At 55.8% G+C, this 13911-nt stretch carries 16 protein-coding genes; 14 read left to right on the forward strand and 2 right to left on the reverse strand.

What is annotated here, in order from left to right:
- Positions 1-99: 99 nt before the first annotated feature.
- Together sdhE and FD744_RS11800 are read left to right on the forward strand one after the other, a co-directional pair.
- The gene (sdhE, locus tag FD744_RS11795; protein WP_038645011.1) at positions 100-366 is read left to right on the forward strand and encodes an FAD assembly factor SdhE; all 267 of its coding nucleotides are present in this window, start codon (positions 100-102) and stop codon (positions 364-366) included.
- Positions 341-760, forward strand: a complete 420-nt coding sequence (locus FD744_RS11800; RefSeq protein ID WP_097118023.1) for a protein YgfX — start codon at positions 341-343, stop codon at positions 758-760. The genes sdhE and FD744_RS11800 overlap by 26 nt, the downstream gene beginning before the upstream one ends.
- Here FD744_RS11800 and fldB read toward each other — a convergent pair.
- Positions 757-1275, reverse strand: a complete 519-nt coding sequence (gene fldB / locus FD744_RS11805; protein WP_058961908.1) for a flavodoxin FldB — start codon at positions 1273-1275, stop codon at positions 757-759. The two genes, FD744_RS11800 and fldB, sit on opposite strands and share 4 nt — an antisense overlap.
- Before the next feature lie 102 nt (positions 1276-1377).
- Between fldB and xerD the strand changes: the two genes are divergently transcribed.
- The 12 genes from xerD to FD744_RS11865 all read left to right on the forward strand — a co-directional run bounded on the left by xerD (position 1378) and on the right by FD744_RS11865 (position 12978).
- Positions 1378-2271 carry a site-specific tyrosine recombinase XerD gene (gene xerD, locus FD744_RS11810; protein ID WP_034823182.1) on the forward strand — a complete coding sequence of 298 codons (894 nt, stop codon included), beginning with the start codon at positions 1378-1380 and terminating at the stop codon, positions 2269-2271.
- Positions 2272-2293: 22 nt separating this feature from the next.
- Positions 2294-3007 carry a bifunctional protein-disulfide isomerase/oxidoreductase DsbC gene (gene dsbC / locus FD744_RS11815; RefSeq protein WP_045814659.1) on the forward strand — a complete coding sequence of 238 codons (714 nt, stop codon included), beginning with the start codon at positions 2294-2296 and terminating at the stop codon, positions 3005-3007.
- A 9-nt stretch (positions 3008-3016) separates the two neighbouring features.
- Positions 3017-4741 (forward strand): single-stranded-DNA-specific exonuclease RecJ, encoded by a 1725-nt coding sequence (gene recJ / locus FD744_RS11820; RefSeq protein ID WP_160868378.1) that lies wholly within the window; start codon positions 3017-3019, stop codon positions 4739-4741.
- A gap of 211 nt (positions 4742-4952) precedes the next feature.
- Positions 4953-6051 (forward strand): peptide chain release factor 2 gene (gene prfB / locus FD744_RS11825; protein ID WP_097118019.1). Its coding sequence is split into 2 segments (ribosomal slippage): positions 4953-5027 and positions 5029-6051, totalling 1098 coding nucleotides; the frame shifts between segments, so codons are not numbered across the junction.
- A gap of 9 nt (positions 6052-6060) precedes the next feature.
- Positions 6061-7581: a lysine--tRNA ligase gene (gene lysS / locus FD744_RS11830; protein ID WP_160868299.1), complete on the forward strand. Its 1521-nt coding sequence runs from the start codon at positions 6061-6063 to the stop codon at positions 7579-7581.
- 186 nt (positions 7582-7767) lie between these two features.
- Positions 7768-8619, forward strand: coding sequence for a MurR/RpiR family transcriptional regulator (locus FD744_RS11835; protein ID WP_097118017.1), 852 nt, complete (start codon positions 7768-7770; stop codon positions 8617-8619).
- 252 nt (positions 8620-8871) lie between these two features.
- Positions 8872-9708 carry a transporter substrate-binding domain-containing protein gene (locus FD744_RS11840; protein WP_160868300.1) on the forward strand — a complete coding sequence of 279 codons (837 nt, stop codon included), beginning with the start codon at positions 8872-8874 and terminating at the stop codon, positions 9706-9708.
- A gap of 2 nt (positions 9709-9710) precedes the next feature.
- Positions 9711-10343 carry a DUF1989 domain-containing protein gene (locus tag FD744_RS11845; RefSeq protein WP_160868301.1) on the forward strand — a complete coding sequence of 211 codons (633 nt, stop codon included), beginning with the start codon at positions 9711-9713 and terminating at the stop codon, positions 10341-10343.
- On the forward strand, positions 10327-10974 hold the full coding sequence (locus tag FD744_RS11850; protein WP_160868302.1) for an urea carboxylase-associated family protein: 648 nt from the start codon (positions 10327-10329) through the stop codon (positions 10972-10974). The genes FD744_RS11845 and FD744_RS11850 overlap by 17 nt, the downstream gene beginning before the upstream one ends.
- Positions 10975-10977: 3 nt before the next feature.
- Positions 10978-11628, forward strand: a complete 651-nt coding sequence (locus FD744_RS11855) for an amino acid ABC transporter permease (RefSeq protein WP_034823169.1) — start codon at positions 10978-10980, stop codon at positions 11626-11628.
- Positions 11628-12293: an amino acid ABC transporter permease gene (locus tag FD744_RS11860; protein ID WP_160868303.1), complete on the forward strand. Its 666-nt coding sequence runs from the start codon at positions 11628-11630 to the stop codon at positions 12291-12293. The genes FD744_RS11855 and FD744_RS11860 overlap by 1 nt, the downstream gene beginning before the upstream one ends.
- A 13-nt stretch (positions 12294-12306) precedes the next feature.
- Positions 12307-12978 carry a DUF1989 domain-containing protein gene (locus FD744_RS11865; RefSeq protein WP_160868304.1) on the forward strand — a complete coding sequence of 224 codons (672 nt, stop codon included), beginning with the start codon at positions 12307-12309 and terminating at the stop codon, positions 12976-12978.
- Here FD744_RS11865 and FD744_RS11870 read toward each other — a convergent pair whose 3' ends face one another.
- The gene (locus FD744_RS11870) at positions 12979-13605 is read right to left on the reverse strand and encodes a trypsin-like peptidase domain-containing protein (protein WP_160868305.1); all 627 of its coding nucleotides are present in this window, start codon (positions 13603-13605) and stop codon (positions 12979-12981) included. It lies immediately after the preceding gene.
- Between the last annotated feature and the right edge of the window lie 306 nt (positions 13606-13911).

A 13911-nucleotide genomic window follows, 5' to 3' on the forward strand; every position in this document is an offset into this window, starting at 1 on the left:
TTGTGCGCAATATCACGCAGCATTCAGCGCTGCGCCTGCAGGCAGAGAAAAAAGCAGGTACACTGAGCGCCACTGTTTTCAGCCATGGAAAAAAGACACATGGAAATTCATGATAAAGCTCGCGTTCAGTGGGCGTGCCGTCGCGGCATGCTGGAGCTGGATGTCTCCATCATGCCGTTCTTCAAATACGAATATGACTCGCTCACTGACACCGATAAGCAGGTGTTTATCGCCCTGCTCAAGAGTGACGATCCCGACCTGTTTAACTGGTTGATGAACCACGGCGAACCCGCTGATCCAGAGTTCAAGCGCATGGTGCAACTGATTCAGCAACGCAACCGTGAACGCGGACCGGTTCCAATGTGATGTGCAGCCGTCACGCAGCGCTCGGGCGCTTAACGTGACGCTGTATGTGCTGTTCACCGTTTGGCTGTTGAGTCTTGAGTGGCCCGAGGGCTGGGCGTGGGGCAAAGCCCCGCTGCTGATTCTGATGCTGCTGGAGTGCGGGCGCAATGAGCGTCGGCTCAGGCAGCGCACAGGTCGCTTAGGGCTGGATGAACAGGGTGACTGGCATTGGCATGGAAAGCGCTGGCAATTAGCGCGGCAGGCAGATTGGTTGCCTTTCGGCGTATTGTTAACGTTGCAAAACCAGCAGGGCACGCGCTGGCGGCTGTGGTTGATGATGGATAACCTGCCGCCCTATGCATGGCGCTCACTGCGCGCCTGCTGTTTTCTGCGTGACAGAGATGCGTCGCGTTAAAGCAGTGCGGCCGTTTCCGTCAGAATCTGTTCGCACCACTGTTCGACACGATCTTCACTCAGCTCGAACTGATTCACGTCGTCGAGTGCCAGGCCGACAAACTGGGTGCCGTCAGCCGTGAGTGGTTTTTTGCTGGCAAACTCATAGCCTTCCAGCGGCCAGTAACCAACAAACTGCACGCCCATCGGCTGCAGCAATTCATGCAGCATGCCGAGCGCATCTAAGAACCATTCTGAATATTCGGCCTGATCGCCCATGCCGTACAGCGCGACAATTTTACCCTGCAAATTCAGCGCGGGCAGTTGCTGCCACACTGCTTCCCAGTCCTCCTGTAACTCACCGAAATCCCAGGTGGGAATGCCGAGGATCAGCAAATCGTACTGCTCCATCAGCGAGGGATCTTCATCTTTGAGGTTGTGCAGCGTGACTAACTCTTCACCGATAAAATCGCGAATCTTCTCCGCCGTCATCTCGGTGTAACAGGTACTTGAACCGTAAAACAGACCGATATTCATGCAATTAATGCTCTGACTGAAACTCACTTTGGCGCAATTGTACCAGAAGCAGGTGACTTTCAGGCATAATGAGCACGATTTCACACGTGTTTGGGGGGAACCGTGCAGGATAGCGATCTGATTGAACAATTTCTGGATGCGCTCTGGATTGAGCGTAACCTGGCGCAAAATACCCTTGCGTCCTACCGCCAGGATTTGCAAACGCTCACCGGCTGGTTACACCACCACGAACGCACGCTGCTGACACTGGAAGCGCTTGACCTGCAGCAGTTTCTCGCCGAACGCGTCGAAGGCGGCTACAAGGCCACCAGTTCTGCGCGTACGCTCAGCGCGATGCGCCGTCTGTTTCAATACCTCTATCGCGAAAAGCTGCGTAGTGATGACCCCAGCGCACTGCTCTCCGCGCCCAAACTGCCGCAGCGATTGCCAAAAGACCTCAGTGAAAACCAGGTAGAACGTCTGCTGCAGGCACCGAGTATTGATGTGCCGCTTGAGCTACGTGACAAAGCGATGCTGGAACTGCTGTATGCCACCGGTTTACGTGTGTCGGAGCTGGTAGGCTTAACCCTCAGCGACATCAGTTTGCGTCAGGGTGTGGTGCGAGTGATTGGTAAAGGTAATAAAGAGCGACTTGTGCCATTAGGTGAAGAAGCGATTTATTGGCTGGAGCACTATATGGCCCACGGTCGGCCGTGGTTGTTGAATGGGCAAACGCTGGATGTGATGTTCCCCAGTAACCGCGCGCAACAAATGACGCGTCAGACTTTCTGGCATCGCATCAAACACTATGCCACCCTTGCCGGTATCGACAGCGAAAAGCTATCACCACACGTGCTTCGTCACGCATTTGCCACACATTTACTGAACCACGGTGCGGATTTGCGCGTCGTACAGATGTTGCTGGGACACAGCGATCTCTCCACCACCCAAATTTATACGCATGTAGCAACTGAGCGCCTGCGTCAGTTACATCAACAGCATCATCCGCGTGCTTGAACCGCGGCAACAAGGAATTGAGATGAAAAAACAGTTAACGATGCTGGCATTGCTGGTCAGCGCCTTTGCCGGTCTGGCTCATGCCGATGACAGCGCGATTCAGCAAGCCCTGAAAAAACTCGGTTTGCAGCAGACCGAGATTCAGCCTTCACCGCTGCCAGGCATGAAAACCGTGCTGACCGAGAGCGGTGTGCTGTACGTCTCTGAAGATGGTAAACACATGATTCAGGGCCCGCTGTACGATGTCAGCGGTGCACAGCCGGTGAACGTGACTAACCAACTGTTGGACAAAAAAATGAACGCGCTGGCGCCGGAAATGATCGTCTACAAAGCGCCAAAAGAGCAGCATGTGATTACCGTGTTTACCGATATCACCTGTGGCTACTGCCACAAGCTGCATGAGCAGATAGCCGACTACAATGCGCTGGGCATCACCGTTCGTTACCTGGCATTCCCGCGTGAAGGTTTGCACGGCCAGGTGGAAAAAGCCATGCGCGCCGTTTGGTGCAGTGCCGATCGCAACAAGGCCTTTGATGCCGCGATGAAAGGCGATGTACCGCAAATGGATGCACCAGCGACCTGTAAGATTGATCTGGATAAGCATTACCAACTCGGCATCCTGTATGGCATTCAGGGCACCCCAGCGATTCTCACCGACACCGGCGCGATGATCCCGGGCTATCAGGGCCCGCAGGAGCTGAAACAGGTTCTTGATGGCCAGAAGCGGGGCGGTTAATCCACAGTGATGCATTCTGTCGAACTGCGTCGGCGTGAAATTCAGGCTGACGCCAGCTTACCTGATAACTTACCCCCGCTACTGCGCCGCCTTTACCTGCAACGTGGTGTCAAAGAGGCCGCTGAGCTCGAGCGTGGTGCAAAACATCTGTTGCCGTGGCAAACCCTGGGTGGCATCGATCAAGCGGTAGCCTTACTGCATCAGATGCTGGAAACCGGTCGCCGTATTGTGGTGGTCGGTGATTTCGATGCCGATGGCGCAACCAGCACCGCGTTAACGGTCTTAGCGCTGCGCAGCATGGGCGGCAATGTCGATTATCTGGTGCCGAACCGCTTTGAAGATGGCTACGGCCTGAGCCCTGAAGTGGTAGAGCAGGCGCGCGCGCGCGGTGCGGAAATGATTCTCACCGTGGATAACGGCATCTCTTCCCATGCAGGCGTAGAAACCGCCCATCAGCACGGTATTCCCGTGCTGATCACCGATCACCACTTGCCTGGCGAAACGTTGCCAGCAGCGGAAGCGATCGTTAACCCGAATCTCAATGACAGTGCCTTCCCTTCGCGGTCGTTGGCCGGTGTGGGCGTGGCGTTTTATCTGATGCTGGCGCTGCGTGCACACCTGCGTTTGCAGAACTGGTTTAGTGATGGCCGAAACGAGCCCAATCTGGCGGAGTGGCTGGATCTGGTGGCGCTAGGTACAGTGGCTGACGTGGTGCCGCTGGATGCCAATAACCGCATTCTGGTGTGGCAGGGCTTGAGCCGCATCCGCGCTGGAAAATGCCGGGCGGGGATTCGTGCGCTGCTGGAGATCGCCAACCGCGATGCGCGTCAGTTGGCGGCCAGCGATCTCGGTTTTGCCGTCGGGCCTCGCCTCAATGCAGCCGGTCGACTGGATGATATGTCGGTCGGTGTGGCACTGCTGCTCACCGAAGATATTGCGCAGGCGCGCATGCTTGCCAACGAGCTTGATGCGCTGAACCAGACGCGCAAAGAGATTGAGCAGGGCATGAAGAGCGAAGCGCTGGCGCTGTGTGATGAGCTGGAACGCCAGCACACCGATTTGCCGCTGGGGCTGGCCTTCTATCATCCCGAATGGCATCAGGGCGTGGTCGGCATTCTGGCCTCACGGCTGAAAGAGCGTTTCCATCGCCCGGTGATCGCCTTCGCGCCAGCGGGCGACGGCACGCTTAAAGGATCGGGCCGCTCGATTGCGGGGCTGCACTTACGTGATGCACTGGAGCGTCTCGACACGCTCTATCCGGGCATGATGATTAAGTTCGGCGGCCACGCGATGGCGGCGGGCCTGTCGCTGGAAACCGAGAAGTATGATCTGTTCCGCGAACGCTTCGCCGCGCTGATCGACGAGTGGTTGGATGGTGAGGCGCTGCAGGGTGTGATTTGGTCCGATGGCGAACTGCATGCGCAGGAGTTCACGCTGCACACCGCTGAAATGCTGCGCGAAGCCGGCCCCTGGGGCCAGGCCTTTCCGGAGCCAGTGTTCGACGGCCAGTTTAAATTGCTGCAACAAAAGCTGGTGGGCGAGCGCCACCTCAAGGTGATGATTGAGCCACTGGGCGGCGGCCCACTGTTGGATGGCATCGCGTTTAACGTTGATACGACCTTGTGGCCGGATACCAGCGTGCGCCAGGTGAAGCTAGCCTACAAACTCGATATCAACGAATACCGTGGCAACCGCTCGGTTCAACTGATTATCGACCATATCTGGCCGCTATAACCGCATCATTCATTCGGGGGCGTGTAAAAGCGCACCCGGTAACCTGCAGCGAGTGACCCTGGCTCGCCATGGTGGGTAACCGAATCCCTTTGGGCGCACTGTTGCGCTATCTCGCATACCTGCAATGCTACAAAGTACGCGCAGTTTCGGGTAAACTAGCGCGTTACTTTTTATCCCCTTTCACCGAATCGTCAAAAAAGACTGAAAAGCCATGTTTGAAATTAATCCGGTCAAAAATCGTATTCAAGACCTCACCGAGCGCAGCGACGTTCTTAGGGGGTATCTTTGACTATGATGCCAAGAAAGAACGCCTCGAAGAAGTAAACGCCGAGCTGGAACAGCCTGACGTCTGGAATGAACCTGAACGCGCTCAGGCGCTGGGTAAAGAACGCGCTTCGCTGGAAGCGGTGGTAGAAACCTTAGATCATATGCGTCAGGGCCTGGAAGATGTGCAGGGCTTGCTGGATCTGGCTGTAGAAGCCGACGACGAAGAGACCTTCAACGAAGCCGTTATCGAGCTGGATGGTTTAGAAGCCAAGCTGGGCGAACTCGAATTCCGTCGCATGTTCTCTGGCGAGTATGACAGTGCCGATTGCTACATGGATATTCAGGCCGGTTCTGGCGGTACTGAAGCGCAAGACTGGGCCAGTATGCTGCTGCGCATGTACCTGCGTTGGGCAGAAGCCAAAGGTTATAAAACCGAAATCATTGAAGAGTCAGACGGTGAAGTGGCCGGTACTAAATCCGCCACCATTAAAATCATCGGTGACTACGCGTTTGGCTGGCTGCGTACCGAAACTGGCGTCCATCGCCTGGTGCGTAAGAGTCCATTTGACTCCGGCGGCCGTCGTCATACCTCATTCAGTTCGGTGTTTATCTACCCGGAAGTGGATGACAACATCGATATCGACATCAATCCCGCCGATCTGCGTATCGACGTTTACCGCGCCTCGGGTGCGGGTGGTCAGCACGTTAACAAAACCGAGTCTGCGGTGCGTATTACCCACTTGCCGACCAACATTGTGGTGCAGTGCCAGAACGACCGTTCACAGCACAAAAACAAAGATCAGGCTTTCAAGCAGTTGCGTGCGAAGCTGTACGAATATGAGATGCAGAAGAAAAACGCTGACAAGCAGGCCGCGGAAGACAACAAATCCGACATTGGCTGGGGCAGTCAGATTCGTTCATACGTACTCGACGATTCACGTATCAAAGATCTGCGCACTGGCGTAGAGACGCGCAACACCCAGGCGGTGCTGGATGGCGACATCGACCGCTTCATTGAAGCAAGTTTAAAAGCAGGGTTATAAGGAACCGACATGTCTGAACAACAACCGCAGAGCGCTGATGCCGCCCTTGAGTTAAACAACGAACTGAAAGCGCGTCGCGAAAAACTCAGCGCGCTGCGTGAAAAGGGCATCGCGTTTCCTAACGATTTCCGTCGCGATACCACGTCTGATGTGCTGCACGCCGGCTATGACGCAAAAGAGAACGAAGAACTGGAAGCGCTCGGCGTTGAAGTGAGCGTGGCCGGTCGTATGATGACCCGCCGCATCATGGGTAAAGCCTCTTTTGCCACCCTGCAGGATGTTGGCGGCCAGATTCAGATCTACGTATCACGTGACGATCTGCCAGAAGGCGTCTACAACGAGCAGTTCAAAAAGTGGGATCTGGGCGATATCCTTGGCGCACGCGGTAAGTTGTTCAAGACCAAAACCGGCGAGTTATCGATCCACATCACGGAACTGCGTCTGCTGACCAAAGCGTTGCGTCCACTGCCGGATAAATTCCACGGCCTGGCCGATCAGGAAACCCGTTACCGTCAGCGTTATCTCGATCTGATCTCTAACGATGAATCACGTAATACTTTCAAAGTGCGCTCTAAAATCATGGCCGGCATCCGTCAGTTCATGGTTAACCGCGACTTTATGGAAGTGGAAACCCCAATGATGCAGGTGATCCCTGGCGGCGCGTCAGCCCGTCCGTTCATCACCCATCACAATGCGCTCGACATCGACATGTACCTGCGTATTGCACCAGAGCTGTACCTGAAGCGTCTGGTGGTAGGCGGCTTCGATCGCGTATTCGAGATCAACCGTAACTTCCGTAACGAAGGTATTTCGCCACGTCATAACCCAGAGTTCACCATGATGGAACTCTATATGGCGTATGCGGATTACAAAGATTTGATCGAGCTGACCGAAAGCCTGTTCCGCACCCTGGCGCAGGATGTGCTGGGCACCACTGAAGTGCCTTATGGTGACCACACCTTCGATTTCGGTAAACCGTTTGAGAAGCTCACTATGCGTGAAGCGATCAAGAAATACCGTCCGGAAACCGACCTGAACGATCTGGAAGACTTTGATAAAGCCGTTGCGATTGCCAAATCGCTGCATATCAAAGTAGAGAAGAGCTGGGGTCTGGGCCGCGTCGTCACTGAGATCTTCGAAGAGACCGCAGAAGCACACCTGATTCAGCCAACCTTCATCACTGAATATCCAGCTGAAGTATCACCGCTGGCACGTCGTAACGACGAGAACCCAGAAATCACCGACCGCTTTGAGTTCTTCATCGGCGGCCGTGAAATCGGTAATGGCTTCTCCGAGCTTAACGATGCAGAAGATCAGGCTGAGCGTTTCCTGCAGCAGGTTAACGCGAAGGATGCAGGCGATGACGAAGCGATGTTCTATGACGAAGACTACGTCACTGCACTGGAGCACGGCCTGCCACCAACAGCAGGTCTCGGCATTGGTATCGACCGTATGGTAATGCTGTTCACCAACAGCCATACCATCCGCGACGTGATCCTGTTCCCGGCACTGCGTCCAACCAGCAAGTAAGGCAAATCGGTGCGCATAAATCCGCGCACTTTGCCGTAAGCCTTAGAGGTCGCCATTATGGCGGCCTTTTTTATGGCGCCCCTTTTTACCCGGCGGCATTTTTTCATTTCTATTCCCCTGGCAAAATTCCTGATGACAACCCGGCACGCTCTGTGCAGGATAGTTTTTTTATTTTAGGGAATCACCATGAGTGCAAAAGCGGCAACGTTAGAGGGCCGGATTCAACAGCACTGGGATCAACTCTCCAGCCACGAGCAGCGACTGGCTGACGTGCTGCTGGCGGCACCCGGCCAGCTGGCGATGAATACCGCCACCGAACTGGCACAGAGCGCGGGCGTTTCCAAAGCCACCACCACGCGTTTTTTCCGTCATCTCGGTTACGAAAGCTATGAAGCCGCGCGTCGGCAGGCGCGTGAGATGCAGAGCAGCGGCTCACCGCTCTATTTGCAGGCCGTACCAACCGCATCACCGCTGGCCAGCATCATGCAGCAGCACCTGGAAAAAGAGATCGCTAATCTGGTCAACAGCTATCGCACGCTCGACAGTGAACAGCTACAGCAGGCGGTGAGCGCCATTGCCCAATCACGCCGCGTGGTGGTGATGGGCTGGCGTCACAGCCAGACCATTGCCCAGCTGATTTACCGCGATCTGGTGCATATCCATCCTGACGTGCGTTTGCTGCCGCGTCCCGGCGATTCGCTGGCGGAGCATCTGGCGGCGCTGAATCAGCAAGATGTGGTGATCTGCGTTGGATTGCGTCGCCGTATGCCTGCGCTGGAAGCGGCGATGAATGCGCTGGCAGAACGCAACGTGCCGATGCTGTATATCGCCGATGTGCTCTCCGGCAAACCAGCGCGTCATGCGCAGTGGGTGGTGCGCTGCCACACCGACAGCAGCCTGATGTTCGACAGCACCGCCGCGCTCTCCGGCGTATGCAATCTGCTCTGCTCACTGGTGGCCCGGCAAATGGGCAAAACCAGCAATGATTATCTGGCGCAGGTTGAAGCGTTGCACCAGTCCCTCGACGAACTCGAATAATGCCCCGTTCTGGCGCGCCGTGCGCCAGGATTCGCACCAAAAAAGTGCAGCTATCGTCTCATCCTCGTAGTCCATTTATGCGTTAATGAAATTTTAGAAACTAACTTTTAAAATAAAGAAACAATTGTTTCTCATTGATTTTATTCAGTAATACCCTCTTTACCCCAAAGGTGTTAGCTGGGTGGTGAAAAAACTGGCACAAAATATGCTCAGTAGAAAAAGACATTTCACCAACACCAGGGAAACACCACAATGAAAAAAACAGCACTGCTGATCGCCGCACTTCTCTCCGTTGGCACCATGGCGCAGGCGCAAGCCGATACCCTGAGTGACATCAAAAGCAGCGGCAAAATTACCGTTGGTATCGATCCAACCTTTCCTCCATACGAATACACCGACGACAAAGGCGAGATCACCGGCTACAGCGTGGCGATCATGCAATCCTTCGCCAAAGATCTCGGTGTGAAACTGGAGTTTCAGAAAACCGCCTTCAGCGGCATTTTGCCGGGCCTGATCTCTGGCTCGTTCAACGCCGAAGGTTCTTCTCTTAACGTCACCGCCGAGCGCGCGAAGAAAGTGCTGTTCACCGTGCCTTATAGCAAAACCGTTAACGGCGTGCTGGTGCGTGAAAGTGAAGCCAGCACCTTCAGCGGCAAAACACTCAGCCCGGAGAGCCTGTCTGGCCTGCGTGGTGCGGTAAAAACCGCCAGCGTGCCCGAGCAGTTGCTGAAAGGCTTTAACGAGCAGCTGAAAAAAGAGGGTAAAAAACCGATCACCATCATCAACGTGGATTCGCTGGATCAGACGGTTAGCACCCTGATCACCAAACGCGCGGACTTCGTTTATGACGACATCTCCGTGCTGGCCCCGGTCGCGAAAAAATACGCCGGAAAAGTGGCGCAGGTGGGTGAAGTCGGTCCATCGCAGTGGATGGGCTGGGCGACACGTAAAGAAGACGGCAGCCTGAATAAAGCCATTAGCGACCACATTCTGGCAATGCAGAAAGATGGCGAGCTGACCAAACTGCAGCAGCAGTATCTCGGCACCACCTTTACCATGCCCGCCAGCGATTTCATTCCTCAGGAGTAATTATGTGCCAGTGCAACCTGACGGTGCCTGCGGGCCATGGCAAAACCTTCCGCGTGCGTAAGGGCCAGTTTATTACCGTGATTGACAGTGAAGGGCAGCAGGCGGCGGATTTCGTCGCCGTTAACGCCGATAATTTAAACGAAAAGCTGTCGCCGGTGCATACCCGCCAGCATCTACGCTCGCTGTTCTTTAAGCCCGGCGATGCACTGTGGTCGAGTGAAAACCGTCCGATGCTGCGCATTCTGGCGGACAGCATCGGCATCCACGATGCTAACGTGCCGGCCTGCGATCGCACCCGCTTTAGCGTCGATTTCGGCGTCGAAGGCCATCGCAACTGCGTCGATAACCTGCTGGAAGGGATGAAGGCCTTTGGCGTGACGTATTTCTCGCTGCCTGAGCCGTTCAACCTGTTCCAGAACGGCCCGGTGACCGCCGATGGCCGGATGGAAGTGACCGATCCCAACAGTAAAGCGGGCGACAGCATTACTTTTGAAGCGCTGTGCGACCTGATTTGCTCGGTATCGTCCTGCCCGCAGGACATCATTCCCGGCAACGGTTTACAGGTCACGCCGATTGATATCGTGGTGAGTGACACGTTTCACGCAGAGGAGATGAATCATGCTGTTAATGCGTGAAAGTTATGAAGAGACCGCTGAGCGCACGCTGGCTCAGCCGGTCACGGTGGAACCGGGCAGCGTCGGGTCGATTAAGGTGCTGCGCGGCCAGTTGCTGCGCATCACGGCGCAGGGCGACGGCGCGGTGGCTTCCCTGTTTGGCTTCAGCCTCGCCGATCCTGCGGTGTGGCTGTCGGTGCATCACACTCGCGTTTTCAGCAACAGCTATCTGCTGGGTTCCGGTATGCGTCTGGTGAACAACCGCCGCCGTCCGATGATGGTGCTGGGCAAAGACAGCGTGAAGCGTCACGATTTGCTGCTGCCTGCCTCTACCCGCGCCTTCCTGACGGAAAAAGGGTATCAGGGTGAAGGCTGTTTGGAAGCGGTGAGCGGCGAGCTGGCGCGCCTGGGCATGGTGGTGCCGAAGCTGCCGGACCCAATCAACCTGTTTATGCACGTCAAGCTGACGCGGGCCGGCGACATCCTGCCGGAGCCGAACCTCACCAAAGCAGGCGACAGCATCACCTGTCGCGTGGTGATGGACACGCAGTTTATCGTCTCGGCCTGCAACACCGGCATCGAGGGCAACGATCAACCGGCACCGCTGTTGCTGTCGGTGGCGGAAAACCTGCACGATTTTAACGCGGAGTAACGCATGGGGCTGGATCAACAGGTAGTGGCCGCGCTGCCGGAACTCGGACACGGCCTGCTGATGACGTTGGTACTCACGGTACTGGCGTCATTGGTCAGCGTGGTGATGGGGCAGCTTGGCTGCTTCCTGCAACTGCGCCGCGCCTGGATCTGGCGTGCCATCGGGCGGCTGTACGTTAGCCTGATGCGCGGTACACCGGCCATCGTGCAACTGTTCGTGGTGTTTTTCACCTTACCGCGCTTGGGATTGGGCGGTCAGCCAATGCTGGCCGCGGTGATTGCCATCGGCCTTAACAGCGGTGCTTACGTGGCAGAGATTTTGCGCGTCAATCGTTCACTGGTGACGCGCGGTCAGCTCGAAGCTGCACGCACGTTGGGGCTCAGCCGTTTCTTAACCTGGTGGTATGTGATCAATCCGCAGGTGATGCGTGCCAGCCTGCCGATGCTGGTTAACGAGTTCACCATCCTGCTGAAAACCACGCCGCTGGCCTCGGTGGTGGCGCTGACCGAACTGACTTACGCCGGACAGATTGTGATTGCGCGCACTTATGAAGCCACGCAGGTGCTGCTACTGGTGGCGGCTGGATATCTGCTGATCGCCATGCCGCTGATTGCCGCTGCCCGACGTCTGGAAGCTAAACGGAGGATCGCCTGATGGATTGGCAAGCCATTCTCACTTCCCTGCCTTCGCTGGGAGACGGTATGATCGCCACGCTGCAACTGTGCATTGTCGCCGCACTCTGTTCGCTGGCGTGGGGTGGGCTGATGGCATTACTGCTAATGCGCGCTTCGCCGTTCTGGTTGCGCTTGCTCAACCTCTACAGCGGCTTAACGCTCGCACTGCCGCTGCTGGTGGTGATCTATCTGCTCTATTTTGTGCTGCCGGAGTACGACATCACGCTGTCATCGCCGGTGGTGGGCGTGCTGGCCCTGACGCTCTATTACGCGCCCTATATCGCACAGGTTATTCGTGCGGCAATAGAGGCATTGCCGAAGGGGCAGTGGGAAGCTTGCCGCGTGCTGGGTTTGAGCCGCAGCGAACAGCTGCGCGATGTGGTGTTGCCGCAAACCCTGCCGCAGATGCTGTCGCCGCTGGTCGGTCTGATGATTGGTTTGATTAAAGACTCGGCGCTGCTGTCGATTGTCTCGGTGCAGGAGTTTATGTACGCCGCCAAACAGGCGATTTCAGATACCTACGCGCCGCTGGAGATCTATCTCACGGTGGCGCTTTGTTACTGGCTGCTCAACAGTCTGATCGACTGGCTGGCACGCGGCCTTGAATCTCGCATGACGCGCTATTGTCGCGGCATGCAGCATTAATCAGGAGAACACTATGTCCGCTGAATATCAGCATCGTGAAGCGATCACCATTCCCGCGCGCTACGGCAAAGCGGTGCGTCTGAAGAAAGGGGAAGCGGTGCAGGTGATCAATCTGCATGGCACTCAGGTAGTGGATTGCTGGGCGTACAACGCCGAAGACGTCACTGAATATATGTGTATGGAAGCGACGCGCGTGTGGAACCAGCGTCTTAATCCCAAAGTCGGTGACAGCTTTATCACCAGCCAGCGCCACCCGATTCTGACCCTGGTGGCCGATACTTCACCCGGCGTGCATGATTCCTTTATGGCGGCCTGCGATGCGCGTCGTTATGAGCTGCTGGGCTGCACCGAGTATCACCGCAACTGCCACGATAACCTGTTTGAAGGCATGCGCGAATTAGGTGTCGAACTGCCGCACGGCAACCTGGCGTCTCTGAATATTTTTATGAATATTCAGGTGCAGCCGGATGGTATCACGTTGAAAACGCTGCCGGTGGTGACTAAGCCCGGCGACTACATTGTGCTGCGCGCTGAGATGGATTGCTACGTGGCATTCTCCGCCTGCCCACAGGATATCGTCAGCATTCAGGGGCAGGGCGACAACACCCCGCGTGATGCCGAACTGCGTATTCTGACTGCCGGCTTCCCGCAGGTGCAGCTGAAAGGGGCCTGGGTGCCAGCGTAATTACGATTTCACGACCTGATCCAGCCACACCTGAAAACGCGAATAAGGCACATACAGCGCCACATCCTTATACAAGGTCTTACCGCTTTTATTGTCGTCAATCGCGCTGCTGTAGCCGACAATTACCCCCGCCAGCGTATCATCGCTGGCGTTGTACACCGCACCACCCGACATGCCTTTCACTACACCGGCATTCGCCGCGACCACCACACAACTCGGTTTATTCCAGTCGTTGGCCAGTGTGGTGTTGATCAAATTCTTGCCGCTTGAGGCCACCGGCATGGCAGAGATAAAGCTGTAACCGTAGAGATTGACGTTGTCGCCGATGTGGCTATTGCGGAACGGTGGGGGAAGATTGGGTTCGGTGTTCTTGTGGTACACCACGGCGATATCGCACTCGGGATGCCAGGCTTTCACCCGATACATCGAGTATTTCGCCACGTGCGCGGCCGTTAAGCTGTATTCAGGCGTCAGTGGAATGGTGGTGCCCAGCGCGCCAATGCCCAGCACGGTAGGAATGCCGGTTACGGTCATATCGACGCGTTTTGCGGCTTCTTTGCTGTACTCATAGTGCCCCACGGAGCAGCCGCTCAGGCAACCCACTGTCAGTGCGATCAGCCATCGCATAGGTGTTCCCCCTGCATTGTTTGACACCGCATCACCGCGTAACTGGTTGAGGTATCGGCAATGCGCGCCCATCCTTTACTGATTGATTTCTCGCCGAAAGCTGAATTGCTGTGACAACGATCACAGCTAAATCAAGCGTAGCGTGAAAAGTGCCATCTGTCTCAGTGGTCAGCTGCAGTCACTTTACCGCGCAGGGATTATTGCTTTGCAAGCAAAGATGCCTTGCAGCGCAGAGGCTGGTTGAGCTGCCAAGCCTGTGCTTTAATCAGAATGTGACGCAGTTCAAATATCTATAAGCGTCCGTTG

The organism is Pantoea sp. Taur, from assembly GCF_009830025.1.
GTDB lineage: Bacteria > Pseudomonadota > Gammaproteobacteria > Enterobacterales > Enterobacteriaceae > Pantoea > Pantoea communis.

Excerpts from the sequence above, each read along its gene's own strand:
- sdhE (WP_038645011.1), top strand. The coding sequence starts at position 100 with ATGGAAATTCATGATAAAGCTCGCGTTCAGTGGGCGTGCCGTCGCGGC.
- fldB (WP_058961908.1), bottom strand. The coding sequence starts at position 1,275 with ATGAATATCGGTCTGTTTTACGGTTCAAGTACCTGTTACACCGAGATG.
- dsbC (WP_045814659.1), top strand. The coding sequence starts at position 2,294 with ATGAAAAAACAGTTAACGATGCTGGCATTGCTGGTCAGCGCCTTTGCC.
- recJ (WP_160868378.1), top strand. The coding sequence starts at position 3,017 with ATGCATTCTGTCGAACTGCGTCGGCGTGAAATTCAGGCTGACGCCAGC.
- lysS (WP_160868299.1), top strand. The coding sequence starts at position 6,061 with ATGTCTGAACAACAACCGCAGAGCGCTGATGCCGCCCTTGAGTTAAAC.
- FD744_RS11835 (WP_097118017.1), top strand. The coding sequence starts at position 7,768 with ATGAGTGCAAAAGCGGCAACGTTAGAGGGCCGGATTCAACAGCACTGG.
- FD744_RS11840 (WP_160868300.1), top strand. The coding sequence starts at position 8,872 with ATGAAAAAAACAGCACTGCTGATCGCCGCACTTCTCTCCGTTGGCACC.
- FD744_RS11845 (WP_160868301.1), top strand. The coding sequence starts at position 9,711 with ATGTGCCAGTGCAACCTGACGGTGCCTGCGGGCCATGGCAAAACCTTC.
- FD744_RS11850 (WP_160868302.1), top strand. The coding sequence starts at position 10,327 with ATGCTGTTAATGCGTGAAAGTTATGAAGAGACCGCTGAGCGCACGCTG.
- FD744_RS11855 (WP_034823169.1), top strand. The coding sequence starts at position 10,978 with ATGGGGCTGGATCAACAGGTAGTGGCCGCGCTGCCGGAACTCGGACAC.
- FD744_RS11860 (WP_160868303.1), top strand. The coding sequence starts at position 11,628 with ATGGATTGGCAAGCCATTCTCACTTCCCTGCCTTCGCTGGGAGACGGT.
- FD744_RS11865 (WP_160868304.1), top strand. The coding sequence starts at position 12,307 with ATGTCCGCTGAATATCAGCATCGTGAAGCGATCACCATTCCCGCGCGC.
- FD744_RS11870 (WP_160868305.1), bottom strand. The coding sequence starts at position 13,605 with ATGCGATGGCTGATCGCACTGACAGTGGGTTGCCTGAGCGGCTGCTCC.